28 protein-coding genes are annotated in these 25,861 nt (G+C 63.1%); 27 read left to right on the top strand and 1 reads right to left on the bottom strand.

What is annotated here, in order from left to right; genetic code table 11:
* Position 1 precedes the first annotated feature (1 nt).
* A complete protein-coding gene (locus tag ABT375_RS04485; RefSeq protein WP_224546066.1) occupies positions 2-1,201 on the bottom strand; it encodes an MFS transporter in 1,200 nt (399 codons plus the stop codon).
* Positions 1,202-1,463: 262 nt separating this feature from the next.
* Here ABT375_RS04485 and ABT375_RS04480 point away from each other — a divergent pair, with 262 nt between their 5' ends.
* The 27 genes from ABT375_RS04480 to aac(6') all read left to right on the top strand — a co-directional run bounded on the left by ABT375_RS04480 (position 1,464) and on the right by aac(6') (position 25,857).
* The gene (locus tag ABT375_RS04480; protein WP_261936721.1) at positions 1,464-2,369 is read left to right on the top strand and encodes a fructose bisphosphate aldolase; all 906 of its coding nucleotides are present in this window, start codon (positions 1,464-1,466) and stop codon (positions 2,367-2,369) included.
* Positions 2,370-2,579: 210 nt separating this feature from the next.
* Complete coding sequence (thiE, locus tag ABT375_RS04475; protein WP_416464244.1) at positions 2,580-3,287, top strand: thiamine phosphate synthase; 708 nt, start codon at positions 2,580-2,582, stop codon at positions 3,285-3,287.
* Between the two features lie 211 nt (positions 3,288-3,498).
* Positions 3,499-4,596 (top strand): L,D-transpeptidase family protein, encoded by a 1,098-nt coding sequence (locus tag ABT375_RS04470; RefSeq protein WP_416464243.1) that lies wholly within the window; start codon positions 3,499-3,501, stop codon positions 4,594-4,596.
* Positions 4,593-5,168 (top strand): M23 family metallopeptidase, encoded by a 576-nt coding sequence (locus ABT375_RS04465; RefSeq protein WP_416464242.1) that lies wholly within the window; start codon positions 4,593-4,595, stop codon positions 5,166-5,168. The genes ABT375_RS04470 and ABT375_RS04465 overlap by 4 nt, the downstream gene beginning before the upstream one ends.
* Before the next feature lie 221 nt (positions 5,169-5,389).
* Positions 5,390-5,956 carry an elongation factor P gene (gene efp / locus ABT375_RS04460; RefSeq protein ID WP_066602282.1) on the top strand — a complete coding sequence of 189 codons (567 nt, stop codon included), beginning with the start codon at positions 5,390-5,392 and terminating at the stop codon, positions 5,954-5,956.
* Positions 5,956-6,342 carry a hypothetical protein gene (locus ABT375_RS04455; protein WP_066602280.1) on the top strand — a complete coding sequence of 129 codons (387 nt, stop codon included), beginning with the start codon at positions 5,956-5,958 and terminating at the stop codon, positions 6,340-6,342. The genes efp and ABT375_RS04455 overlap by 1 nt, the downstream gene beginning before the upstream one ends.
* Before the next feature lie 39 nt (positions 6,343-6,381).
* Entirely contained in the window at positions 6,382-7,197 is an 816-nt protein-coding gene (locus ABT375_RS04450) for an inositol monophosphatase family protein (protein ID WP_224546073.1), read from the top strand.
* Positions 7,198-7,326: 129 nt separating this feature from the next.
* A complete protein-coding gene (locus tag ABT375_RS04445; protein ID WP_088184016.1) occupies positions 7,327-7,701 on the top strand; it encodes an NADH-quinone oxidoreductase subunit A in 375 nt (124 codons plus the stop codon).
* Complete coding sequence (locus ABT375_RS04440; RefSeq protein ID WP_261934516.1) at positions 7,692-8,246, top strand: NuoB/complex I 20 kDa subunit family protein; 555 nt, start codon at positions 7,692-7,694, stop codon at positions 8,244-8,246. Before ABT375_RS04445 ends, ABT375_RS04440 begins: the two co-directional genes overlap by 10 nt.
* A gap of 1 nt (position 8,247) precedes the next feature.
* Complete coding sequence (locus ABT375_RS04435) at positions 8,248-9,042, top strand: NADH-quinone oxidoreductase subunit C (protein ID WP_224546076.1); 795 nt, start codon at positions 8,248-8,250, stop codon at positions 9,040-9,042.
* Positions 9,042-10,277, top strand: coding sequence for an NADH-quinone oxidoreductase subunit D (locus tag ABT375_RS04430; protein ID WP_224546078.1), 1,236 nt, complete (start codon positions 9,042-9,044; stop codon positions 10,275-10,277). Before ABT375_RS04435 ends, ABT375_RS04430 begins: the two co-directional genes overlap by 1 nt.
* Positions 10,277-10,945, top strand: a complete 669-nt coding sequence (locus tag ABT375_RS04425; RefSeq protein WP_261934518.1) for a complex I 24 kDa subunit family protein — start codon at positions 10,277-10,279, stop codon at positions 10,943-10,945. The genes ABT375_RS04430 and ABT375_RS04425 overlap by 1 nt, the downstream gene beginning before the upstream one ends.
* A complete protein-coding gene (locus ABT375_RS04420) occupies positions 10,942-11,091 on the top strand; it encodes a hypothetical protein (protein ID WP_224546083.1) in 150 nt (49 codons plus the stop codon). The genes ABT375_RS04425 and ABT375_RS04420 overlap by 4 nt, the downstream gene beginning before the upstream one ends.
* Positions 11,091-12,434, top strand: coding sequence for an NADH-quinone oxidoreductase subunit NuoF (gene nuoF / locus ABT375_RS04415; RefSeq protein ID WP_416464241.1), 1,344 nt, complete (start codon positions 11,091-11,093; stop codon positions 12,432-12,434). The genes ABT375_RS04420 and nuoF overlap by 1 nt, the downstream gene beginning before the upstream one ends.
* Before the next feature lie 2 nt (positions 12,435-12,436).
* Positions 12,437-14,443: an NADH-quinone oxidoreductase subunit NuoG gene (nuoG, locus tag ABT375_RS04410; protein WP_416464240.1), complete on the top strand. Its 2,007-nt coding sequence runs from the start codon at positions 12,437-12,439 to the stop codon at positions 14,441-14,443.
* Complete coding sequence (gene nuoH / locus ABT375_RS04405) at positions 14,440-15,489, top strand: NADH-quinone oxidoreductase subunit NuoH (protein WP_224546090.1); 1,050 nt, start codon at positions 14,440-14,442, stop codon at positions 15,487-15,489. Before nuoG ends, nuoH begins: the two co-directional genes overlap by 4 nt.
* A complete protein-coding gene (gene nuoI / locus ABT375_RS04400; protein WP_224546092.1) occupies positions 15,486-15,971 on the top strand; it encodes an NADH-quinone oxidoreductase subunit NuoI in 486 nt (161 codons plus the stop codon). The genes nuoH and nuoI overlap by 4 nt, the downstream gene beginning before the upstream one ends.
* 29 nt (positions 15,972-16,000) lie before the next feature.
* Positions 16,001-16,612: an NADH-quinone oxidoreductase subunit J gene (locus ABT375_RS04395; protein WP_416464239.1), complete on the top strand. Its 612-nt coding sequence runs from the start codon at positions 16,001-16,003 to the stop codon at positions 16,610-16,612.
* On the top strand, positions 16,609-16,914 hold the full coding sequence (gene nuoK, locus ABT375_RS04390; RefSeq protein ID WP_004211745.1) for an NADH-quinone oxidoreductase subunit NuoK: 306 nt from the start codon (positions 16,609-16,611) through the stop codon (positions 16,912-16,914). Before ABT375_RS04395 ends, nuoK begins: the two co-directional genes overlap by 4 nt.
* 10 nt (positions 16,915-16,924) lie before the next feature.
* Complete coding sequence (gene nuoL, locus ABT375_RS04385) at positions 16,925-19,006, top strand: NADH-quinone oxidoreductase subunit L (RefSeq protein WP_416464238.1); 2,082 nt, start codon at positions 16,925-16,927, stop codon at positions 19,004-19,006.
* A complete protein-coding gene (locus ABT375_RS04380) occupies positions 19,006-20,553 on the top strand; it encodes an NADH-quinone oxidoreductase subunit M (protein WP_416464237.1) in 1,548 nt (515 codons plus the stop codon). The genes nuoL and ABT375_RS04380 overlap by 1 nt, the downstream gene beginning before the upstream one ends.
* Positions 20,553-21,989, top strand: coding sequence for an NADH-quinone oxidoreductase subunit NuoN (nuoN, locus tag ABT375_RS04375; RefSeq protein ID WP_261934525.1), 1,437 nt, complete (start codon positions 20,553-20,555; stop codon positions 21,987-21,989). The genes ABT375_RS04380 and nuoN overlap by 1 nt, the downstream gene beginning before the upstream one ends.
* Positions 21,990-21,991: 2 nt before the next feature.
* Positions 21,992-22,693, top strand: a complete 702-nt coding sequence (locus ABT375_RS04370) for a biotin--[acetyl-CoA-carboxylase] ligase (protein ID WP_416464849.1) — start codon at positions 21,992-21,994, stop codon at positions 22,691-22,693.
* A gap of 10 nt (positions 22,694-22,703) precedes the next feature.
* The gene (locus ABT375_RS04365; protein ID WP_224546103.1) at positions 22,704-23,483 is read left to right on the top strand and encodes a type III pantothenate kinase; all 780 of its coding nucleotides are present in this window, start codon (positions 22,704-22,706) and stop codon (positions 23,481-23,483) included.
* On the top strand, positions 23,483-25,120 hold the full coding sequence (locus tag ABT375_RS04360) for a ribonuclease J (RefSeq protein WP_224546104.1): 1,638 nt from the start codon (positions 23,483-23,485) through the stop codon (positions 25,118-25,120). The genes ABT375_RS04365 and ABT375_RS04360 overlap by 1 nt, the downstream gene beginning before the upstream one ends.
* 9 nt (positions 25,121-25,129) lie before the next feature.
* Positions 25,130-25,399, top strand: coding sequence for a DUF1467 family protein (locus ABT375_RS04355; RefSeq protein WP_261934527.1), 270 nt, complete (start codon positions 25,130-25,132; stop codon positions 25,397-25,399).
* Positions 25,396-25,857, top strand: coding sequence for an aminoglycoside 6'-N-acetyltransferase (aac(6'), locus tag ABT375_RS04350; protein ID WP_416464236.1), 462 nt, complete (start codon positions 25,396-25,398; stop codon positions 25,855-25,857). The genes ABT375_RS04355 and aac(6') overlap by 4 nt, the downstream gene beginning before the upstream one ends.
* Positions 25,858-25,861 lie beyond the last annotated feature (4 nt).

Below are 25,861 nucleotides of genomic sequence, written 5' to 3'. Positions count from 1 at the left end.
GTCAGCGCGCGATGCTGGCGCCCCGGTCGAACAGCAGGAAGGCCAGGGTGGCGACGCCGCCGATGGCCGCGCCCGCCAGGGCGCTGGCGGTCCAGCCGCCCGCTTCATAGCTGACCGATCCGATCACCGACCCCAGCGCGCCCACCAGGAACATCACGGTCACATAGGCCGCATTGATCCGCCCGCGCGCATGGGGATCGAGCGAGAAGATCAGCTTCTGCCCAGTAATCTGGCTCATCTGCACCGCGCCGTCGATCAACACCGCCATGATGGTGAAGCCGATCAGGCTACCCGCCGCCACCGTCCAGTCGGCCAGCAGGAAGCCGGCCGTCAGTCCGACCATGCCGATCAGCGAGGCGGGCCGGGTCAGGCGACGGTCGGCCATCCATCCTGCCACCGGCGCCACCAGCGCGCCACCCGCCCCGGCCAGCGCAAAGGCGCCGATCCCGGCATGGCCCAGGTGAAATTCATGGATCAGCGCCAGCGGCGCGGCGGTCCAGAACAGGTTGAACGCCGCGAACATCGCCGCCTGGTAAAAAGCCCGCATCCGCACGACGCGATGCTTGACCAGTTGCGCGAAGGTCGATGCCAGCACCGCCCCATAATGCATGCCGCCCTTGGGCGTGCGCCGCGGGCAGGCGGCGAGCAGCGCAACGCCCACCATGGCCATCACGACGGCCGAAACGATGAAGGTGGCCCGCCAGCCGACCGACCCCGCCAGAAAGTTGGCGATCGGCCGCGACAGCATGATGCCGAACAGCAGCCCGCTCATCACCGTGCCGACCACGCGGCCCTGCTTCTCCGGCGCGGCGAGGTGCGAGGCGAGCGGCACCAGCACCTGAGCGCCGGTCGCGCCGACGCCGGTCAGGATGGACGCCACCAGAAAGCTGCTCGGTCCGTCGGACAGCGCGATGGCGATGCAGCCCATGATGGTCGCCGCGATCGACGTCAGCACGATCCGCCGGTTTTCGAACAGGTCCGCCAGCGGCACGATCAGGAACAGGCCTGCGCCATAGCCAAGCTGGGTCAGCGTGGTAATCAGTCCCGCGATACTGGCGGACATGCCGATCTGCGGTCCGATCACATCGATCAGCGTCTGGGCATAGTAGAGATTGGCGACCATCACGCCGCACGCCACCGCCATCAGGAGGATCATGGCGGGGGAGAGGTCGGCGGGTCTGTCGGCGGGGATGCTGGTCATGCCTGCCCTATGGGTCGCAAGCCGCAACCTTTCAAGCCGCCGCCGCCTGATTCATTGTGCGGCGCAACGCGGCTGGCGGGAATAGGGCTTTCCCTCCTGCTGCGGCATCAGCAGGCCCCTTGCGGTGCGGCATGGGACTGGCTACCAGCCCGAAGACCGGCGACAATAATGGAAAGTCGCGCCCGGCCGGCAGATGATGGAGCGTCTGCCGATAGTCTATTTCGTGCCGCCAGGGGCGGCGCCCAAGGGAAGGTATGTGCAGATGCTGGATCAGGATATGAAGCAGAAGATCGCTACGGGTGAGGGCTTTATCGCCGCGCTCGACCAGAGCGGCGGATCGACGCCCAAGGCGCTCAAGGGCTATGGCGTGGAGGAAGACGCCTGGTCCAGCGAAGAGGAAATGTTCGGCCTGATCCACGCCATGCGCAGCCGCGTCATCACCTCGCCCGCCTTCACCGGCGACAAGGTGCTGGGCGCGATCCTGTTCGAGCGCACCATGGACGGCACCGTCGACGGCAAGCCGACCCCGCAGGCGCTGCTGGAGCGCGGCGTGGTCCCCTTCATCAAGATCGACAAGGGTCTGGAGGATGAGGCGAACGGCGTGCAGTTGATGAAGCCCAATCCCGATCTGGACATCCTGCTGCACCGGTCGAAGGCGCTGGGCGTGTTCGGCACCAAGGAACGCTCGGTCGTGAACCTCGCCAACCGCGAAGGTATCGCCGCCGTGGTCGCGCAGCAGTTCGAAGTCGGCCAACAGGTTCTCGCCGCCGGTCTGATGCCGATCATCGAGCCGGAAGTGAACATCAAGTCGCCCGAACGCGCGGAAGCCGACCAGATTTTGCTGGAGGAAATCCTCAAGAATCTCGATGCCTTGCCCGAAGGCGTTCAAGTGATGTTGAAGCTGTCGTTGCCGACCAAGCCCGGCCTGTTCGATCCGCTGGTCGATCATCCCGCCGTGCTGCGCGTCGTCGCCCTGTCGGGTGGGTTCGCCCGTCCCGAAGCCTGCGTCGAACTGGCCAAGAATCGCGGCATCATCGCCAGCTTCAGCCGCGCGCTGCTCAACGATCTGCGTCACCAGATGACTGATGACGAGTTCAACGCGTCGCTGGGCGAAGCGATCGACGAAATCCACGGCGCCTCGACCGCGAAGCAGCCGGTCGCGGCCTGATTGGGAAAGGCCGGGCGGCGCATGTCCGCCCGGCCATTTCATTGATAACACTCCGTTCGCCCGGAGCTTGTCGAGCTCTGTCGTGAGCGCCTTCCCTTGCAGACAGTCGAAGGGGGCTTCGGCAGGCTCAGCCCGAACGGATGAGAGGCTGGACATTGCATTCCGGCATAGCGCCCTTGGCCTCGCCTCCTGAATGGCTATAAAGCGCCCATGACCGATTTCACCGATGAAGAGCTGGCGCTCGATCCGCATTTCGCCGACCAGTTCGAACCGGGCTTCCGCCCCGCCTGCCAGCTTTACCTGATCTCCCCGCCGGCCATCGACGACGGCTTCCTCGATCAACTCGCCGCCGCGTTCGACGGCGGCAGCGTCGCGGCGTTTCAATTGCGGCTCAAGGGGATCGACGATCACGCCATCGCCGCGCTCGCCCCGCCGATCCAGGCGCTCTGCGCGGAGCGGGATGTCGCCTTCATCGTCAATGACAGCATCGGCCTCGCCAAGCGCCTCGGCGCAGACGGCGTCCATTTGGGGCAGGAGGATGGCGACCCGCGCGATGCACGCGAACAATTGGGGCCGAAGGTGCAGATCGGCGTGACCTGCCATGACAGCCGCCATCTGGCGATGGAAGCGGGCGAGGCTGGGGCCGACTATGTCGCGTTCGGCGCCTTCTATCCGACGACCACGAAAGAGACGCTCCACCGCGCGGAACCCTCGATCCTGGGCTGGTGGACGACGCTGTTCGAACTGCCCTGCGTCGCGATCGGCGGCGTGACCGCGGAGAATGCCGCGCCTTTGGTCGCCGCGGGCGCGGACTTTCTGGCGGTCAGCAGCGCGGTCTGGAACCACCCCGGCGGTGCGAAGGCGGGTGTCGCCGCCTTTGCCGAAGTTCTGGCCAGCAAGCCGCCGCCGCCACGCTGAGCCGGTCGGGCACGGTACGGATAAGAGCGATATCAAGATTCTCCCCCGATCTTGCTTGGGAAGGGGGACGATCCGCAGGATGGTGGAGGGGAAGGGCGCACCGGTGCGTCTATCCCTCCACCACCGCCTAATCCGCCACATCACGCCTTGCGTCCTCGCACCCTTCCGCCCCGTCGAGCGTTCTCTCCTCATCTGAACGGAGAGGATCACCTTGAAAAACCATCTGTTGCTCGTCGCCCTGCTGTGCAGCGCCTGCAATGTCAGCGTCACGGATGCCAATAGTAGCGCGCCTGCGGACAATGCGGCCCAACCCGCCAACAACAGCGCCGTCGCTGCGTCCGCGGCAAAGAACGACGCCTATGCGTTTGAAGTCGTGACGGAGCAGAGACCCCAGCAGCCCAATCGCTTCCTCATGGCCCAGGTCGCGCTCGACCGCTGGGGTTTTTCCCCCGGCGTCCTCGACGGCAAGGACGGCATGAGCTTCAAGGCGGCGCTGCGCGGTTTCCAGGAAGCGCATGACCTGCCCATCACCGGCAGTTTCGATCAGAAGACCAGCGCCGCCCTGCTGGAAGGGGAGCCGCGGCCGACCACCTATCTGGTGAAGATCCCCGACGATTTCGCCCGTGGTCCGTTCTTCGATCTGCCGCGCGGCGACCTCAATGAGCAGGCGAAGCTACCCGCACTCACCTATCGCAACCTGCTGGAAAAGGTCGCCGAACGCTTCCACACCACGCCCGAAGCCCTGATCGCGCTCAATCCGCCCAATACGAAGGTCGGCGCCGGCACGACCATCCGCGTGCCTGCGATCGACAACCAGCCGGTTGCCGTGATCGAGGGGGACGAACGCGGCTGGGGCGAAACGCTCGCCAGCCTGGGCGTGGCCAGGGACCAGCCACAGGCCGACCATCTGGTGGTCGACAAATCCGAAGGGCTGCTCAAGGTCTATAACGCGGAAAACCGCCTGATCGCGCAATTTCCGGTGACGACGGGATCGCAGCATGACCCGCTGCCGCTGGGCGAATGGACGATCAAGGGGGTGAGCCGCAATCCCGATTTCCACTATAATCCCAAACTTTTCTGGGACGCCTCTTCAAAGGATGAGAAGGCGGTGCTGAAACCCGGCCCCAACGGCCCGGTCGGCGTGGTGTGGATCGACCTGTCGAAGGATCATTATGGCATCCACGGCACGCCGGAACCGCAGACGATCGGGCGTACCGAAAGCCATGGCTGCATCCGCCTGACCAACTGGGACGCGGCGCGTCTGGCCCAGATGGTCAAGAGCGGGATCAAGGCCAAGTTCCAGGCATGAGGCGGCCGCGACTGTGGGGCAGTATCGCTGTGGCGCTGCTGTTCTGCGTTGCTTTCGCGCATTTCTGCGTTCGGATCGTGCCGGCGGACGGGCCGCCCGTGCTCGCGCCTGTGCCCCGCGCCGCCAGGTCTGCGGACGCCGGCCCGTTGCTGATTCCCGTCGAGGGCGTGCCGGCGTCGGCCCTGGCCGACACCTTCACCCAGGCCCGCGCGAATGGCGCGCGTCCGCATGATGCGATCGACATCATGGCGGCGCGGGGCAGGGCGGTGCTGGCCGCCGCCGACGGCAGGGTCGAAAAAATCTTCTGGAGCCACGACGGCGGTCGCACCCTCTACCAGCGCTCGGCCGACGGGCGACTGCTCTATTATTACGCCCATCTCGACGGCTATGCGCCGGGCCTGCGCGAAGGGCAGGGGCTGCGCCGCGGCCAGCGCATCGCCATGGTGGGCAGCACGGGCAACGCCGATCCGAGCGCGCCGCATCTTCATTTCGCGGTCCATGCGATGACGCCCGGCGAACCCTGGTATGGCGGGCGCGCGATCAATCCCTATCCGCTGCTGGTGCGCCGCTGACCTGTCCTACAGACCGCCGAAAAGCTATGACGGGCGTCTGCGCTCTTTCCCATCGTCGGGTTTCTCCACGACTTGCCTCTGAAAAATTCGCCATGCGTCATATGCGAGAAGTTCCGGAACTTCCGGCCCCTTGCCCTTCTGCTCGTCCCGCTGTAAAGGCGCGCCCAGCCTCCAAGAGGCCGGCTCTTTTCCACCTTCAGACATATAGGCAGGCTCTTCCCATGGCGAAGATCAGCGGCGTGGACATTCGTCCCGGCAACAATATCGAATATGAGGGCGGCCTGTGGCGCGCCGTCAAGATCCAGCACACCCAGCCCGGCAAGGGCGGCGCCTATATGCAGGTCGAACTCAAGAACCTGATCGACGGCCGCAAGAACAATGTCCGTTTCCGCTCCGCCGAAAGCGTCGAGCGCATCCGCCTCGACACCAAGGATTTCCAGTATCTCTATGCCGAAGGCGACATGCTCGTCTTCATGGACAATGAGAATTACGAGCAGATCAACCTGCCCGCCGAACTACTCGGCGAAGCGGCCGACTTCCTGCAGGACGGCATGGAAGTGACGCTGGAAATGTACGAAGATCGTCCGATCAGCGTGCAGTTGCCCGACACGATCGAAGCGACCGTGGTCGAAGCCGACGCCGTGGTGAAGGGGCAGACCGCTTCGGCCAGCTACAAGCCCGCGATCCTCGACAATGGCGTGCGCGTCATGGTCCCGCCGCACATCGTCAGCGGCACCCGCATCGTCGTGGACGTCTATGCCCGCGAATATGTGAAGCGCGCCGACTGATGCCTATGGACCGCAGCACGGCATGGGCCGCTCGGTTGGCGCTTGGCCTCGCGATCGCCGTCATGCCGGCCGCGGTCCCCACCCAGGCTATGGCGCAGGCGCAAGCCGCGCCGACCAAGGCGCAACTCGACAGTGCGGCCTATGTGCTGCGCATCGTCACAAGCGCGCTCCAGTCGAACGAGGTCGAAGCGCCGGTCAAGAGTGCGCTGTTCGACTGCCTCTATTCCAATGCGGTCTCCAAGGTCAGCGAGGCGACGGACAAGGTCATCGCCGCCAATGCCGGCAAGGTCGACCGGAAAGACCCGTCGCAGATGCTGGCCGTGATCGCCGGCGTATGCGGCTATCGCCCCGCCGCCCCGGCCGCCAGGCCCGCCCCGAAGAAATAATCCAGCAGGCCGTCCCACCGGGGGCGGCGGAGACATAATATGGTATCGCACTCCGGCCTTCTCACCGTCATGGAACGCGCCGCGCGCAAGGCCGGCTCGAAGCTGCGCCGCGATTTCGGCGAAGTCGAGCATCTTCAGGTGTCCCGCAAGGGGCCGGCCGACTTCGTGTCCAAGGCCGATCAGCAGGCGGAAAAAACGCTGGTCGAAGAATTGCAGAAGGCGCGCCCCGACTGGGGCTTCCTGCTGGAAGAAGGCGGCGTGATCGAGGGCGATCCGACCAAGCCGCGCTGGATCATCGATCCGTTGGACGGCACCACCAACTTCCTGCACGGCATCCCGCATTTCGCCATCTCGATCGCGGTCGAAGAACCGCAATATGGCAGCGGCAAGCGCGAGATCACGACTGGCCTCATCTACCAGCCGGTCACTGACGAGAGCTATTGGGCGGAAAAGAGCCGCGGCGCCTGGCGCCACGACCAGCGCCTGCGAGTCTCGGCCCGCCGCGACCTGGCCGACTGCGTCATTGCCACCGGCATTCCGTTCATGGGCCATGGCGACATGGCGCAATGGACCCGCATCTACGGTGCGGTCGCGCCTTCGGTTGCGGGCATTCGCCGCTTCGGTGCGGCCTCGCTCGATCTCGCCCATGTCGCATCGGGCCGCTATGACGGCTATTGGGAAAGCGGCCTGCAGCCCTGGGATGTCGCCGCCGGCCTGCTGCTGGTGCGCGAAGCGGGCGGTTTCGCGAGCGATTTCCGCGGCGGCGACCAGGCGATTGAGCGCAAGGAAGTGATCGCGGGCAATGATGCGATCCATAGCAAATTGCACAAGTTGGTGGCGGGCGCGCTGCGCTAAAGCTCCATCCGGCCAAGCGCTTCAAGCGCTTGGCCTTTTTGCGATTCATTCTCACCGCCTTGGCCCCTTGCTTCGCATATGCAGCAGGCCTAAAGCGCCCCCAACAACCTTTTCGCCCAGGGGAATCCGTTGGTCGATCTTGCCCAATATCTGCCGATCCTGATCTTTCTCGGGGTCGCACTGCTGCTCTCCGGCACCTTCGTCTTCCTGCCGATGCTGGTGGGTCGGCTGACCGGCGCGCACAAGCCCGAACCGGCCAAGCTCAGCGAATATGAATGCGGCTTCCCCGCGTTCGAAGAGCCGCGCAGCCAGTTTGACGTACGCTTCTATCTGGTCGCCATCCTCTTCATCATCTTCGATCTTGAAGCGGCGTTCCTGTTTCCCTGGGCGGTAAGCCTCGACCAGATCGGCTGGGCCGGCTGGGCGACGATGATGATCTTCATAGCGGAGCTGGTGCTTGGCCTCGTCTATGCGTGGAAGAAGGGAGCACTCGATTGGGAGTAGAACTCTATAACCCTGCGCCCGGCACCTTGCCCCCGCAGGGCACGCAGCCCGACCAGGACTTCTTCAACGCGCTGAACGGCGAAGTGAATGACAAGGGTTTCCTGGTCACCTCGACCGAAGACCTGTTCACCTGGGCGCGCACCGGTTCGCTGTGGTGGATGACGTTCGGCCTGGCCTGCTGCGCGGTCGAAATGATCCACGTCAACATGCCGCGTTACGACATGGAGCGCTTCGGCGCCGCGCCGCGCGCGTCCCCGCGCCAGTCGGACGTGATGATCGTCGCAGGCACGCTCTGCAACAAGATGGCCCCGGCGTTGCGCAAGGTTTACGACCAGATGTCCAACCCGAAATATGTGATTTCGATGGGCAGCTGCGCCAATGGCGGCGGCTATTATCATTATAGCTATTCGGTCGTGCGTGGCTGCGACCGCATCGTGCCGGTCGACATCTATGTGCCGGGTTGCCCGCCGACCGCCGAAGCCCTGCTATATGGCGTGATGCAGTTGCAGCGGAAAATCCGCCGTATCGGGACGATCGAGCGCTAATATGGGCCATTCCGCACCCAAGATCGCGACCATCGACGGGATCGCCGAGGAAATCGCCGCCCTGCTGGGAGCGATGCTGATCGACACCGTCGATCATGCCGACGAACTGACCTTCATCGTCGTGCGCGACGATCTGGTGAACGCCATGGTCGCACTGCGCGACATGGCGCACTATCAGCAGCTAATGGAAATCGCCGGCGTCGATTATCCCGATCGCCCGGAGCGGTTCGAGGTCGCCTATCATCTGCTCAGCGTCACGCGGAATCACCGTATTCGTGTGAAGGTATCGACCGATGAAGATACGCCGGTCCCCACCGTCACGCATCTCTGGCCGGTCGCCGGCTGGCTGGAGCGCGAAGTGTTCGACATGTACGGCGTCGTCTTCGACGGCAATACCGACCTGCGCCGCATCCTGACCGACTATGGCTTCAAGGGGCATCCGCAGCGCAAGGACTTCCCGCTGACCGGCTATGTCGAGCTGCGCTATTCCGAAGAGGATAAGCGCGTCGTCTATGAGCCGGTGAAGCTGGCCCAGGATTTCCGCAGCTTCGACTTCATGAGCCCGTGGGAAGGCGCGCAATATGTGCTGCCCGGCGACGAAAAGGCCGCTGCGCCTGTTGCTCCGGCTGCAACCGCCGCTGCTCCGACGCCCAAGGTGACGGAGAAGAAGGGCGAGAGCGGGGCGGGCGAGCCGACCGATAGCAAGGCGAAGGAAAAGTCGGCGGATGCGCCGGCCAAGCCCGCTGCGGCCACCGATGAAGGCAAAGGCGCCGCCAAGCCGGAGGACAAGGCATAATGTCCGATTATCTGGAAAAGCTGGATCATCAGATCAACGCGGACGATCCGTCCTACGGCGATACCGAAATCCAGAATTACACGATCAACTTCGGTCCGCAGCATCCTGCAGCCCACGGTGTGCTGCGTCTGGTCATGGAACTGGACGGTGAAATCGTCGAGCGCTGCGACCCGCATGTTGGCCTGCTGCATCGCGGCACCGAAAAGCTGATCGAATATAAGACCTATATGCAGGCGCTGCCCTATTTCGACCGGCTGGACTATTGTTCGCCGCTCGGCATGGAGCATAGCTATGTTCTGGCGGTCGAAAAGCTGCTGAACCTGGAAGTGCCGCTGCGCGCGCAATATCTGCGCGTGTTCTTCGCGGAACTGACCCGCATCTGCAATCACATGCTGAACCTGGGTAGCCACGTGATGGACGTCGGTGCGATGACGCCGAACCTGTGGCTGTTCGAAATCCGCGAGGATTGCCTCAACTTCTTCGAACGCGCGTCGGGCGCCCGTATGCATTCGGCCTATTTCCGGCCAGGCGGCGTGCACCAGGACGTGCCGCTCAAGCTGCTGACCGATATCGCCGACTGGCTCGACGGTCGCTTGCCACGCCTGTTCGAGGATGCGATCAGCCTGGTGGCCGACAACCGCATCTTCAAGCAGCGCAATGTCGACATCGCGATCGTGTCGAAGGAAGACGCGCTGAAATGGGGCTTTTCCGGTCCCATGATCCGCGGGTCGGGCATCCCTTGGGATATCCGCAAGTCGCAGCCTTATGACGTGTATGATCGGATGGAATTCGACGTGCCTGTTGGCACAGCCTTCGACTGCTACGACCGGTTCATGGTCCGCGTCGAGGAAGTCCGCCAGTCCGCCCGCATCATGAAGCAGTGCCTGAACGAAATGCCCGAAGGCCCGATCGCCAGCTTCGACCGCAAGGTGGTGCCGCCCAAGCGCGGCGAGATGAAGCGCTCGATGGAAGCGCTGATCCATCACTTCAAACTCTATACCGAGGGCTTCCATGTGCCTGCAGGCGAAGTCTATGTGGCGACCGAAAGCCCCAAGGGCGAATTCGGCGTCTATCTGGTCAGCGACGGCAGCAACAAGCCCTATCGCTGCAAGATACGCCCGACCGCCTTCAGCCACCTGCAGGCGATGGATTTCATGATGAAGGGCCACATGCTGGCCGACACCACCGCTGTCCTCGGCGCCATGGACATCGTGTTTGGAGAGTGTGACCGCTAATGGCTGACGCAGTGCATATCCCGGACGAGGCCGAAACCCGTGCGCGCTGGGGCGCGTTCGAGTGGACCGCTGAAAATGCCGAACAGGCCAAAAAGGTCATTGCGCGCTACCCCGCCGGGCGCCAGCAGTCGGCGGTGATGCCGCTACTCGACCTGGCCCAGCGTCAGGTTGGTGCGGAAACGCAGACCAACGGCTGGCTGCCCGTGCCGGTGATGGAGTATATCGGGCGTCAGCTCGATATGCCCTATATGCGCGTCTATGAGGTCGCGACCTTCTACACCATGTATAATCTGGCCCCGGTCGGCCGCTATCATGTGCAGGTGTGCGGTACGACGCCGTGCATGTTGCGTGGATCTGACGACGTGTTTTCGGCGTGCAAGAACAAGGGTCTGGTCAAGGGCGGCACGACCCCCGACGGCCTGTTCACTCTTAATGAAGTCGAATGCCTGGGCGCTTGCGCCAACGCGCCGATGGTCCAGATCAATGACGATAACTACGAAGATCTGACCTATGACAGCATGAGCGCGATCCTGGAGACGCTGGCCTCTGGCGGCCAGCCCAAGATCGGTCCGCAGATCGACCGGCAGACCAGCGCGCCCGAAGGCGGCCCGACGACCCTCAAAGAGATGGTCACCGAAAATCACGATTATCGGGGTGAATGGGCATGAGCGCGCTGATCGCCATCATCCTGGGCATCATCGTGTTCGTGATCGCGCTCAAGATCATCGGCGCGGTGCTGGGCCTGGTCATAGGGCTGGCGCTGGCTGTCTTTGCCTATTTCGTGGCTGAAAAACTGATCGGAAAGGGCCGGTAATGGCCGACGACACCGCACCTCCCGCGCCGCCTCCCTTCGTGGGGCCGCTGTCCGACAAGGACCGCATCTTCACCAATGTCCATGGCTTCCAGGATTGGGGCATCGACGCGGCGATGAAGCGCGGCGATTGGGACGATACCAAGAAGCTGATGGAAATCGGCCAGGACGCGATCATCGACATCGTCAAGGCGTCGAACCTGCGCGGCCGTGGCGGCGCTGGCTTCCCGACCGGCATGAAGTGGAGCTTCATGCCCAAGGAAAGCAAGGATGGCCGTCCGAGTTTCCTGGTCATCAACGCCGACGAATCCGAGCCGGGGTCTTGCAAGGACCGCGAAATCATCCGCCACGATCCGCACAAGCTGATCGAAGGCGCGCTGATCGCCGGTTTCGCGATGCGGGCGCGCGCTGCCTACATCTACATCCGCGGCGAGTTCATCTACGAAGCTAAGGTGCTCTTCGCCGCCGTCGAGCAGGCCTATGAAAAGGGTTTCATCGGCAAGAATGCCTGCGGATCGGGCTATGATTTCGACGTCTTCGTCCATCGCGGCGCGGGCGCCTATATCTGCGGCGAGGAAACCGCGCAGATCGAAAGCCTGGAAGGCAAAAAGGGTCAGCCCCGTCTGAAGCCGCCTTTCCCGGCGGGCGCGGGCCTTTATGGCTGCCCGACCACGGTGAACAACGTCGAGAGCATCGCGGTCAGCCCGACGATCCTGCGGCGCGGCGCGGCCTGGTTCAACGGCTTTGGCCGCGAGAACAACCGCGGCACCAAGCTGTTCCAGATCAGCGGCCATGTGAATAAGCCCTGCGTCGTCGAGGAATCGATGTCGATCCCGTTCCGCGAGCTGATCGACCGCCATTGCGGCGGCATCCGGGGCGGGTGGGACAATCTGATGGCGGTCATTCCCGGCGGCTCCTCGGTGCCGCTGGTTCCGGCGAAGGAGATCATGGACGCACCGATGGACTTTGACGGCCTGCGTGCACTCGGCTCCGGCCTTGGCACCGCTGCCGTCATTGTCATGGACAAGTCGACCGACATCGTCCGCGCCATTTCGCGTCTCTCCTACTTCTACAAGCATGAGAGCTGCGGCCAGTGCACGCCCTGCCGCGAAGGCACCGGTTGGATGTGGCGCGTGATGGAACGGTTGCGCACCGGCGACGCCGACCAGAGCGAAATTGATATGCTGTATCAGGTGACCAAGCAGGTCGAAGGCCACACCATCTGCGCGCTCGGCGACGCGGCGGCGTGGCCGATCCAGGGGCTCATCAAGCATTTCCGCCCGGAAATCGAGCGCCGCATCAATGAAAACAAGGGTAGCGCCCCCGTCATGGAGGCAGCGGAGTAACCATGCCGAAGGTCAAAGTTGACGGCGTAGAACTCGAAGTTCCGGCGGGCGCCACAGTCCTCCAGGCTTGCGAGCTGGCGGGGAAGGAAATTCCGCGCTTCTGCTATCATGAGCGGCTGTCCATCGCGGGCAATTGCCGCATGTGCCTGGTCGAAGTGAAGCCCGGACCGCCCAAGCCGCAGGCGTCCTGTGCGCTCCCCGCGGCCGAAGGTCAGGACATCCGCACCGACAGCGAAATGGTCAAGAAGGCCCGCGAAGGTGTGATGGAGTTTCTGCTCATCAACCACCCGCTCGATTGCCCGATCTGCGATCAGGGCGGCGAGTGCGATCTTCAGGATCAGTCGGTGGCCTATGGCCGTGGTTCGTCGCGCTATGACGAAAACAAGCGCGCGGTGACCGAGAAGAATATGGGGCCGATCGTCAAGACGGTCATGACCCGCTGCATCCAGTGCACCCGTTGCGTGCGCTTTGCGGAGGAAGTCGCGGGCGTGCCGGAAATCGGCGCCATCTATCGCGGCGAAAACATGCAGATCACCACCTATCTCGAACATGCCGCCAAGAGCGAGCTGTCGGGCAATGTGGTCGATCTCTGCCCGGTCGGCGCGCTGACCGCCAAGCCCTACGCCTTCGAAGCGCGTCCGTGGGAACTCAAGAAGACCCATGCGATCGACGTGATGGATGCGCTCGGCACCAACATCCGCCTCGACAGCCGTGGTCGTCAGGTGCTGCGCGCCGTGCCGCGCATCAATGATGACGTGAACGAGGAATGGGCGAGCGACAAGACGCGTCACAATGTCGACGGTCTGGTCCGCAAGCGCCTCGACAAGCCGTTCGTCCGCAAGGATGGCAAGCTGGTTCCGGCGACCTGGGCGGAAGCCTTTGCCGCCGTCGCCGCGGTCCAGCATGGCGGCAGCGTCGCGGCGATCGCCGGTGACCTGCTCGACTGCGAAACCATGTTCGCGGGCAAGGCGCTGGTCGAAAAGCTCGGCGGTTCGCTGCTGGAAGGCCGTCAGACCGGCCTGTCCTACGACGTGTCGAGCCTGTCGTCGGTGGTGTTCAACACGCCGCTCGCCGATCTCGAAACCGCGGACGTCATCCTGCTGGTCGGCACCAACCTGCGCTGGGAAGCGCCGCTGGTGAACACCCGCATCCGCAAGGCGATCAAGAAGGGCGCGAAGGTCTTCGCCGTCGGTCCCGAATTCGACCTGACCTACAAGGTCGAATGGCTGGGCAATGACGCGTCGCTGCTGGCCAAGCTGCCCGAAGCCGTGGTCGAAGCCTTCAAGGGCGCTTCCCGTCCGACGATGATCGTCGGTGGCGGCGTGCTGGCCAAGGACGGCGCGCATGGCGACACGCTGGCGCTGGTCGAGACGCTGGGCCTGATCAAGGACGGCTGGAACGGTTACAACGTCCTGCACTTCGCGGCGGCCCGCATGGGCGGCCTGATGCTGGGCTATGCGACCAAGGGCGGCATCAAGGCGGTGGCACAGGCCGCGCCGAAGCTGCTCTTCTCGCTGGGCGCCGACGAAGTCGATTATTCGGCCTTCGAGGGCAGCTTCAAAGTCTATGTCGGCCACCATGGCGACAAGGGCGCACATGCGGCGGACGTGATCCTGCCGGGCGCGAGCTATGCCGAAAAGGCCGGCACCTACGTCAATCTGGAAGGCCGCGTGCAGTTCGGTGAAAAGGCCGTGTTCGCGCCGGGCGACGCTCGCGAGGACTGGTCCATCCTGCGCGCCTTGTCGGAAGCACTGGGCGCCAAGCTGCCGTTCGACAGCTTCGAGCAACTACGCGCCGAAATGGTCAAGGCGGTTCCGGCGCTCGGCGTCGAGGGGCTGGCTGATTATGGCTGGTCGATCCCCGATCTGCCGACCGGCGCGACCGGCGAACTGGCTTCGCCGATCAAGGATTTCTACCTAACCAACGCCATCTGCCGCGCCAGCCCGACGATGCAGCAATGCTCGTCCGAGCTGATCCATGGTGAGAGCTTCGCGGAGGCCGCAGAGTGACCGCTTTCTTCCAAAATCTGGGTATGCCGTTCGAAGGCGCCTGGCTGCTGTCGACGATCATCGGCATATTGGTGATCGCCCTGCCGGTGATGCTGGCGGTGGCGATGCTGATTTACGCCGACCGCAAGATCTGGGCGGCAATGGCGCTGCGCAGGGGGCCGAACGTCGTCGGCCCGTTCGGCCTGCTTCAGTCTTTCGCGGACGGCGCCAAGGTGTTCCTCCAGGAAACCATCATCCCGTCGGCCGCGAACAAGGCGCTGTTCATCATCGCGCCGATCATCACCTTCACCGTGGCATTGATGGCCTGGGCCGTGGTCCCTTTCCAGCTTGGCGTGGTGCTGGCCGACATCAATGTGGGCTTGCTCTACATTCTCGCGATTTCGTCGCTCGGTGTTTACGGCATCGTGCTGGCAGGCTGGGCATCCAACTCCAAATATCCCTTCTACTCCGCGATTCGTGCCAGTGCGCAGATGATCTCCTATGAAGTCTCGATCGGCTTCATCATCATCACCGTGGTGCTATGGGCGGGCAGCTTCAACCTGACCGCAATCGTGGAGAGCCAGAAGGGCTATTATGGCTTCCTGAACGGCAACGGCTTCAATCCACTGCTCTTCCCGATGGCGATCATGTTCCTGATCTCGGCCCTGGCCGAAACGGCGCGCGCGCCCTTCGATCTGACCGAAGCGGAAAGCGAACTGGTCGCGGGTTACCAGACCGAATATTCGTCCATGGCCTTCGCGCTCTACTGGCTGGGCGAATATGCCAACGTCATCCTGATGTGCGCGCTGAACGCGATCCTGTTCTGGGGCGGTTACCTGCCGCCGGTGGACTGGGCGCCGCTCTATTATGTACCGGGCATCCTCTGGCTGTTCGCCAAGATCCTGTTCTTCTTCTTCGTCTTCTCCTGGGTGAAGGCGACGGTGCCCCGCTACCGTTATGACCAGTTGATGCGGCTGGGCTGGAAGATTTTCCTGCCGACCTCGCTCTTCTTCGTTTTTCTGGTATCGGGCTTCCTCATGCTGACGCGCTATGGAGGCGCACAATGAGCCTCGGTTACTACGTCAAGAGCTTCACCCTCTGGGAGTTCGTGAAGGCGCACTGGCTGACCTTGAAATATTTTTTCAAGGCCAAGGCGACGATCAACTACCCTTACGAGAAGAACCCAATTTCGCCGCGATTCCGCGGTGAACATGCGCTGCGCCGCTATCCCAATGGGGAAGAGCGCTGCATCGCGTGCAAGCTGTGCGAGGCCATCTGTCCGGCGCAGGCGATCACCATCGAGGCGCAGCCGCGCGACGATGGTTCGCGCCGCACCACGCGCTATGACATCGACATGACCAAGTGCATCTATTGCGGTTTTTGTCAGGAAGCCTGCCCGGTGGATGCGATCGTGGAAGGGCCGAACTTCGAGTTCGCGACCGAAACCCGCGAGGAGTTGATCTACGACAAGGCCAAGCTCCTGGAAAACGGTGACAAGTGGGAACGCGCGATCGCCGCGAACCTTGCCGCCGATGCCCCCTATCGTTAAGCCGCGCGCGTCAAAGGGAATATGAACCTGTGATCCACGTCCTCGCCTTCTACCTGTTCGCCATTTTGGCGGTGAGCAGCGGCGCGCTCACGATATTGTCGCGCAACCCGGTCCATTCGGTCCTCTGGCTGATCCTGGCTTTCTTTAACGCCGCCGGCTTGATGATTCTCGTCGGCGCCGAATTCATCGCGATGCTTCTCGTCATTGTCTATGTCGGCGCGGTCGCGGTGCTGTTCCTGTTCGTGGTCATGATGCTCGACATCGACTTCGCTGAGCTGCGCGCCGGTTTCGTCGATTATCTGCCCTTCGGGCTGCTGATCGCATTGGTGCTGCTGGCTGAAATCGTGCTCGGCATCGGCCTGTGGAGCGCTGGTCCCATCGAACTGGCACAGCGCGCCGCGCCGGTGAACCCGGAACTCAGCAACATCCAGGCGATCGGCGGGCTGCTTTACACCCGCTATATCTTCCTGTTCGAGGCGGCGGGCATCGTCTTGCTGGTCGCGATGATCGGCGCGATTGTCCTGACCCATCGCGCACGCGGCGGCGTGAAGGGCCAGAATATCGCCAAGCAGAACCGCCGTCGTCCGCAAGATGCGGTCCGCAATATCAATCAGCCCGTGGGGCAGGGGGTGGAGCTGTGATCGGCCTTCAACATTATATGGTGGTCAGCGCCATCCTCTTCGTGATGGGGGTGCTGGGCATCTTCATCAACCGCAAGAATGTCATCATCATCCTGATGGCGATCGAGCTGATCCTTTTGAGCGTGAACATCAACCTCGTCGCTTTCAGCGCCTTTCTGGGCGATCTGGTGGGCCAGGTCTTCAGCATGTTCGTGCTGACCGTTGCAGCGGGTGAGGCGGCCATTGGCCTCGCCATCCTCGTCATTTACTTCCGTGGTCGCGGCACCATCGCCGTCGACGATGTCAACCGGATGAAGGGCTGAGCCTCCTGACATGATCCAGCTTATCGTCCTTCTTCCGCTCCTCGCTGCAGCGATTGCCGGCCTTGGCAACAAGGCGCTGGGCAAGCTACCGGCGAAGATCGTCACGACCGGCGCGCTCTTTGCCTCCTGCGCAATGAGTTGGCCGATCTTCATCAGCTTCCTGACCGGCAGCGCCGAAGCGCATGTCACGCCGCTCTTTACCTGGATCGAAAGCGGCAGCTTCGATGCCCAATGGGCGTTGCGGGTCGACGCGATGACCGCGGTCATGCTGGTGGTCATCACCAGCGTATCGAGCTTGGTCCACCTCTATAGCTGGGGCTATATGGATGAGGAGCCGGATCAGCCGCGCTTCTTCGCCTATCTCTCGCTCTTCACATTCGCGATGCTGATGCTCGTGACCGCGAACAATCTGCTGCAGATGTTCTTCGGTTGGGAAGGCGTCGGCCTGGCGTCCTACCTGCTCATCGGTTTCTGGTTCCGCAAGCCCAGCGCCAACGCCGCCGCGATCAAGGCGTTCGTCGTCAACCGTGTCGGCGACCTGGGCTTCATGATGGGCATTTTCGGCACCTATCTGGTGTTCAACACCATATCGATCCCGGAAATTCTGGAAGCTGCCCCTGCCATGGCCGGTTCGACCATCGGGTTCCTGGGCCATCGCTTCGATACCATGACGGTCCTCTGCCTGCTGCTGTTCGTCGGCGCGATGGGCAAGTCGGCGCAGTTGGGCCTCCACACCTGGCTGCCGGACGCGATGGAAGGTCCGACGCCTGTGTCTGCGCTGATCCACGCGGCCACCATGGTCACGGCGGGCGTCTTCATGGTCTGCCGTCTGTCGCCGATGTTCGAAACATCGGCCACCGCGCTGACCGTCGTCACCTATGTCGGTGCCGCGACCTGTCTGTTCGCCGCGACCGTTGGTACGGTGCAAACGGATATCAAGCGCGTCATCGCCTATTCGACCTGTTCGCAGCTAGGCTATATGTTCTTTGCCGCAGGCGTCGGCGCTTATGGCGCGGCGATGTTCCACCTGTTCACGCACGCCTTTTTCAAGGCGCTGCTGTTCCTGGGCGCGGGTTCGGTGATCCATGCGATGCACCATGAGCAGGACATGCGCTATTATGGCGGCCTGCGGAAAAGCATCCCGATCACCTTCTGGACGATGACGCTCGGCACGCTGGCGATCACGGGCGTTGGCCTGCCGATCATCGGGGTTGGCTTTGCGGGCTTTTATTCGAAGGACGGCATCCTCGAAGCTGCCTACGCCGCTGGCGGCGCAGGTACGGGCGCGTTCATCGTCGGCATATTCGCTGCGCTGCTCACCAGCTTCTATAGTTGGCGCCTGGTATTCCTGACCTTCTTCGGCAAGCCGCGCTGGACCCAGTCCGAACATATTCAGCACGCACTGCACGACGCGCATGGCCATGACGATCACGCCCATGATGCACCGTCGCAGGAAGATGCGGGCCATGAACCCCATGGTCATGATGATCATCACCACGGCCACGCTCCCGAAACGGGCGACGGTACGGGCGGCTATCACCCGCACGAAAGTCCGCTGGTGATGCTGGTCCCGTTGATCGTGCTCAGCCTGGGCGCGGTGTTCGCCGGCTTCCTGTTCCACGACCAGTTCATCGGCCCCGAAGGCGGCATCGCATTCTGGAAGGGCGCGCTCGCGTTCGACAGCCATTTGATGCACGCGGCACATGAAGTGCCGACCTGGGTCAAGTTCGCACCGTTCACGGTGATGCTTACCGGTGTGTTCGTCGCCTGGTTGAGCTATATCAAGAACACCGACTGGCCGCAGCGTTTCGTCGCGACCTTCACCGGACTGTACACCTTCCTGCTCAACAAATGGTATTTCGACGAGCTGTATCACTTCCTGTTCGTCAAGCCTGCCTTTGCCATCGGCCGCTTCTTCTGGAAGTTCGGTGACGTGGGCTTCATCGACCGCTTCGGGCCCAACGGGCTGGCTGCGCTGGTCGTGCAGGGCAACAAGATCACCCGTCGGCTTCAGTCCGGCTACCTCTACACCTACGCGCTGGTGATGCTCATCGGGCTTGCCGCGGCCGCAACCTGGGCGATGACACGATAATGGACGGCTTCCCCATCCTTTCCCTGATGATGGCAGTGCCGATGGCCGGGGCCATCGCCTGCCTGTTCGCGGGCGCGAATAATGCGCGCTGGATCGCGTTGATCGCGACGCTGGTCGATTTCGTCCTGGGCATCGTCCTGTGGATGAATTTCGACCAGGGCGGGCTGCAATGGCAGTTCCAGGAATATGCGCCGATCTTCGGTCGCTTCGCCTGGGCGCTGGGTATCGACGGGATCGCGCTGATGCTGATCGCGTTGACCGTATTCCTGATGCCCATCTGCATCGGCGCTAGCTGGAACGCGATCAACAAGCGCGTCGGCGAATATATGGCGGCCTTCCTGTTCATGGAGGTGCTGATGATCGGCGTCTTCACGGCGCAGGATCTGTACCTCTTCTACATCATGTTCGAAGCCGGCCTGATCCCGATGTACCTCATCATCGGCATCTGGGGTGGCGCGGACCGGATCTACGCCTCGTATAAATTCTTCCTCTACACGCTGCTCGGCTCGGTTCTGATGCTGATCGCAATGATGTGGATGGTGCATGAGGCGGGCACGACCGAAATACCGGCGCTGATGGCCTATAATTTCGATCCCCATATCCAGACGTGGCTGTTCCTGGCCTTCTTCGCCAGCTTCGCGGTGAAGATGCCGATGTGGCCGGTCCATACCTGGCTGCCTGACGCGCACGTGCAGGCGCCGACCGCCGGCTCGGTCATTCTGGCGGGCGTGCTGCTGAAGATGGGTGGCTACGGCTTCATTCGCTTCTCGTTGCCGATGTTCCCCGAAGCCTCGGCGCAGCTCGCGCCGCTGGTCTGGGGCCTGTCGATGGTCGCGGTGGTCTACACCTCGCTGGTCGCGCTGGTGCAGTCGGATATGAAGAAGCTGATCGCCTATTCGTCGGTCGCGCATATGGCGATCGTCACGATCGGCCTGTTCGCCTTCAATCAGGCGGGCATCGAAGGCGCGATGATGGTCATGCTGGGCCATGGCCTGGTCGCAGGCGCGCTGTTCCTGTGCGTCGGGGTGGTCTACGACCGCCTGCATACCCGTGAGATCAATCGCTATGGCGGCTTGAGCATCAACATGCCGCGCTATGCCCTGCTGTTCCTGTTCTTCACCATGGCGTCGGTCGGCCTGCCGGGTACGTCCAACTTCGTCGGGGAATTCCTGTCCTTGATGGGCGTGTATCAGGCGTCGAGCTGGGTGGCGCTGGTCTGCACGACGGGCATCATCCTGGGCGCAGCCTATATGCTCTACCTCTATCGCCGGATCTGCTACGGCGATCAGGTCAATGCCGACGCCGCCGCCATGCCCGATCTGTCGATCCGGGAGTTTTGGTTGATGGCGCCGATCGCGGCCGTGGTGCTGTGGATGGGCGTCTATCCCGAAAGCTTCCTGGCCCCGATGCGGTCCGACATCCGCGCGCTCGAGGCGCGTCTCGCCCCTGCGGCTCCCGCAGGAGATTCCAAGATCAAGATGGGTGCGCCCAAGCCAGCAAGCGAGGGCCATCATGAAGAAGCACCGGCGCACGGGGAGGCGCACTAATGGTTGACTCCGCTTCCCTTCTGGCGGTCCTGCCGGAACTCATTCTGACGGCGGGCGGCCTTGTGCTGATGCTGGTCGCGGCCTTTGGCGGCGATGGCTCGGCCCGTGTCGTCAACTGGCTGTCGGTGATCACCCTGGCGATCGCGGGCCTGGCTTTGTCCTGTTCGCTCGCTCATGGTCCGGACGCCTTTGACGGCCTGTACCGCGCCGACGCCTTCTCCGTCTTCGCCAAGGCGCTGATCTATGGCGCCGCCGCTGCGGCCATCCTGCTTGCCCCGCGCTTCTTCTCGGTCGATGGTGCGCCGCGTCCCGAATATCCGGTTCTGATCCTGTTCGCCGCTATCGGCATGGGCATGATGGTGTCGGCGGGCGACATGTTGACGCTCTATGTCGGCCTGGAGATGAACAGCCTGGCCTCCTATGTGCTGGCCAGCTTCATGCGGCAGGATGAACGCTCTTCGGAGGCGGGCCTCAAATATTTCGTGCTGGGTTCGCTTGCCAGTGGCATCCTGCTCTACGGCATCTCGCTGCTCTATGGCTTCACCGGCAGCACCGGGTTCGACGGCATCGCCGTGGCGCTCGGTGATGGCGTGTCGAAGGGCGAGTTGTTCGGCCTGGTGTTCGTGCTGGCAGGCCTCGCCTTCAAGATCAGCGCCGTGCCGTTCCATATGTGGACGCCCGACGTCTATGAAGGTGCGCCGACCCCGGTCACGACCTTCTTCGCCAGTGCGCCCAAGGTCGCCGCGATGGGTCTGACCGTTCGCGTCGCGATCGAGGCATTGGGACCGGCTGGCCTCGATTGGCAACAGATCGTGATCTTTGTCGCCCTCGCCTCGATCCTCTTCGGCGCTGTCGCGGCGATCGGCCAGACCAACATCAAGCGTCTGATGGCCTATTCGTCGATCAACAATGTCGGCTTCGCGCTGATTGGCCTGGCTGCGGGCACGCCTGCCGGTGTCGCCGGCACGATGAGCTATATGGCCATTTACGTGCTGATGACGATCGGTGCGTTCGCCTGCATCCTGCAAATGCGCGATGCCGACGGCAAGCCGATCGAAACCATCGCCAGCCTTGCGGGCTTGTCGCAGTCGCGTAAGGGTCTGGCCGCCGCGCTCGCCATCTTCATGTTCTCGATGGCTGGCATTCCGCCGCTCTTCGGCTTCTGGGCGAAGTTCCTGGTCTTCGACGCCGCGGTCGCCGCGGGCCTGACGGCACTGGCCGCCTTCGGCATCGCCGCCTCGGTGATCGGTGCCTTCTATTATCTCAAGATCATCAAGACGATGTATTTCGACGAACCGACCGTCGCCTATGAGGCCAAGGGCGGCCCGGTCGAGAATATCGTCTTGACGGCCTGCGCCGTGGTGATCGTGCTGGGCTATCTGCTCAACCCCGTACTGGATCAGGCGAGCGCTGCCGCGGCAGCGTCGCTCTTCTGACGCTGCTACGCTTCGTCGAGGAAACCGGCTCCACCAACGCCGACATGCTGGCGTTGGCGGGGCAGGGGGCGGCTGACGGCATCTGGCTGCGTGCGGGTCGCCAGACCGGGGGCAGGGGCCGCATGGGACGTGCCTGGGAAAGCCCGGACGGCAATCTCTATTGCTCCACGCTGGTCCGGTTGCAGCCGAACGATCCGTTGCCCCATACGCTGGCGCTGGTCGCCGCCAATGCAGTGCATGCGCTGGTTGCGCCACTCTGCCATGGGCAGGCGCGGATCAAATGGCCCAACGACATATTGGTCGACGGTGCCAAGATCGCCGGCATCCTGCTGGAGCGTGCAGGGGACGCGATCGTCGTGGGCATCGGCATCAACGTCACCGACCATCCCGAAGGACTGGATCGCCCCGTTACCAGCCTGACAGCACAAGGCGCGGCGAATGTGCAGGCACACGCGCTTCTCGATCGACTGGCACAGCTATTCAGCCATTGGCTCTCCATCTGGCGCGCGCAGGGCATTGATCCGATCCGCACCCACTGGCTGCTCAACGCTCACCCGACCGGCACGGCGATGCGCGTCGTGCAACCCGATGGCGGGGCGATCGAAGGTGCGTTCGACACGCTCGACCGCCACGGCATGTTGATCCTGCGCTTGGCGAACGGGCAGAGCCATGCCATTCACGCGGGCGACATCATTCTCAACTGAAGGACGAGCCATGCTTCTCGCGATCGACGCGGGTAACACCAATGTCGTTTTCGCGCTGCTCGACGGGCGCGAAATCCGGGCACGCTGGCGGATCGCCACCGATCCGCGGCGAACCGCCGATGAATATGCCGTCTGGTTGAACCAGTTGCTGCAACTGGAAGGCTATGCCATCGCCGATGTCGATGCCGTCATCATCGCCACGGTGGTGCCGCGCGCGCTGCATAATCTGCAAGTGCTGGCCGATAAATATTTCAAGACGCCGGCGCTGATTGCGGGTCAAGGCTCCGTCGAATGGGGCATCGAACTGGACGTTGCCGAGCCGGCTTCGGTGGGCGCCGACCGGGTTGTAAACGCGATCGCCGCGCACCATCTTTACGCAGGCGACCTGATCGTCATCGATTTCGGTACGGCGACGACCTTCGACGTGGTGGATTATCGTGGCGCGTATAAGGGCGGCATCATCGCGCCGGGGATTAACCTTTCGCTCGATGCGCTGGTAGCGGCCGCGGCCAAGCTACCCAAGATCGCGATTACCGCGCCTGAAGATCGATCGGTTATCGGCCGAACGACCGAAGCGCAGATGCATATCGGCGTCTTCTGGGGCTATGTGGCGATGATGGAGGGGCTGGTCGCCCGCATGAGGGCCGAGATCGGCCGACCGACCAGAGTGATTTCGACGGGGGGGCTGGCGGTCCTCTTCAATGACAATAGCGATATTTTCGATGCGATCGCGCCGGACCTGACGGTTCAGGGCCTCGCGCTGATGCACGAACGGAGTTTGAAAACATAATGACACCCAAGGATGAACTGATCTTCCTGGCCCTCGGCGGGTCGGGCGAGATCGGCATGAATGTCAATCTCTACGGTTGCCAGGGCAAATGGGTCATGGTCGACCTCGGCATGACCTTCGGTGACCCTAGCTATCCCGGCATCGAACTGGTGCTGCCGGATTTGAGCTTCATCGAGGAGCGCCGCGACGACCTGCTCGGCATCGTCCTGACACACGGGCATGAGGATCATATCGGCGCGATTCCCTATCTCGCCGCCGATCTCGGCGTTCCGCTCTATGCCACGCCGTTCACGGCGGGCCTCATTCGCCTTAAGCTGGAAGAAGAAGGCCTCTCGAAGGAGGTCAAGCTGCATGTCATCCCGAATGAAGGCAGCTTCAATCTCGGCCCGTTCGGCTTCCGCTACGTGCCGCTCGCTCATTCGATTCCCGAAGGCAATGCCGTGCTGATCGATACGCCCTATGGTCGTATCTTTCACACCGGCGACTGGAAGCTGGACGAACAGCCCCTGCTGGGCCAGCCCTCCACCCCGGCCGAACTGACCGCCATCGGCGACGAAGGCGTGCTGGCGCTGGTGTGCGACAGCACCAACGTCTTCAATGACAAGGCCAGCGGCTCCGAAGGCGATGTGCGCGAAGGGTTGATGAAGACCGTGGCGGACGCCAAGGGGCGCGTGCTGGTCACGACCTTCGCTTCCAACGCGGCGCGCGTGCAGACGCTGGGCGAGGTTGCCGCGGCGACCGGGCGCAAAGTGTGCGTGGCGGGCCGTTCGCTCGATCGCATCATCAGCACCGCCAAGGCGGCGGGCTATCTCAAGGATTTTCCGCCGACCGTCGACTGGGACGATGTGATGCATCTGCCGCGCAGCGAGGTGATGATCATCGCCACCGGCGGCCAGGGCGAAGTGCGGGCGGCGCTCGCCCGCATCGCGTTCGACAGCCATCCGATCAAGCTGGCGGAAGGCGACACGGTCGTCTTCTCCTCCAAGCAGATACCCGGCAACGAGATCGCCATCGGCCGCATCCAGAATGCGCTGGCGCAGAAGAATATCCTGATGGTCACCGACCGCCAGGCCGAAGTGCATGTGTCCGGCCATCCCGGCCGCCCCGAGCTCGAAGCCATGTATCGCTGGATACGCCCTGAAATCCTGTTGCCGGTCCATGGCGAGCGTCGCCATATGGCGGAACAGGCCCGGCTCGGCATCACCAGCGGCATCCGCCATGCGGTGGTTCAGTCGAACGGCGATGTGCTGCGCCTGGCGCCCGGTGCGCCGACGATCATCGGCCAGCAGGATACCGGCCGCCTGGTGTTGGACGGCGACGTCATCCTGCCCGCCGACGGCGCGACGATTAATGAAAGACGCAAGCTGGGTCTCCATGGGCAGATCAGCGTCGCGGTAGCGATCGACCGCAAAGGCAAGCTGATCGGCCAGCCCGCATTGCGCACGCAAGGCGTACCCGTGGAGGAGGACAAGGCGGCATTCCTGGCCGAAGCGGCCGATGAAGCCGCTGCCGCCGTGCCTAAGGGATCGCTGGAGGAAGAGGCGTTGCGCGAACGCGTGCGTCTGGCCGTACGTCGCACCGCAACCCGCTGGACCGGCAAGAAGCCGATAGTGGACGTGCTGCTGGTTCGGGCCTAGTTACGTTCCATGAACCTATACGCCATCTTCGCTATCTATTTCCTGATGTGGGTGATCAGCGCCTTCATCATGCTCCCCTTCGGCATCCGCACGCCCGATGAAACCGGCGAAGTGCTGCTGAAGGGGCAGGCGGACAGCGCGCCCAGCAACTTCCGGCCCGGTCTGGTCATGCTGCGCGCCACCATATTGGCGACGATCCTGTTCGGCCTCTATTACGCCAATTATGTGCAGGGCTGGGTGACGCTGGACATGCTGCCAGGTTACCGCAGCGCCCGATGAGCGGGCAGGCGGCGCAGATTATACGCGCTGCTGCCGGTCACGCACCGTTCTGGGCGCGGATGCGCGCCGCGCTCTGGCCGGATGCGTCCGTCGCCGATCATCATGACGACATTGCCGATATGATGGCGAACGGAGGCGATCTTGTTGCCTTCGTCGCTCTTGATGATCGGGGTGACGCGATCGCCTTTGTCGAGGCATCGCTGCGCCGCGATTATGTAAACGGTTGCGACACCAGTCCGGTCGTTTTTGTCGAAGGTCTTTATGTGACGCCTGCTGTGCGGCACGAAGGCATAGCGAAAGCCCTGATCGATGCCGTCGCGATCTGGGGACAGGCCATGGGCTGCAAGGAAATGGCGTCGGACGCGGACATTGGCAATCTGGCCAGCCACGCCTTTCATCGGGCCGCCGGCTTCGTCGAAACAGAGCGGGTCGTCTACTTCCGCAAAGCGCTCGGTTAAACGG

Origin of the sequence: Sphingomonas sp. VDB2 (assembly GCF_047946695.1) — a bacterium.
Classification (GTDB): Bacteria; Pseudomonadota; Alphaproteobacteria; order Sphingomonadales; family Sphingomonadaceae; genus Sphingobium; species Sphingobium bisphenolicum.
This window is presented reverse-complemented; position numbering and strand designations above follow the sequence as displayed.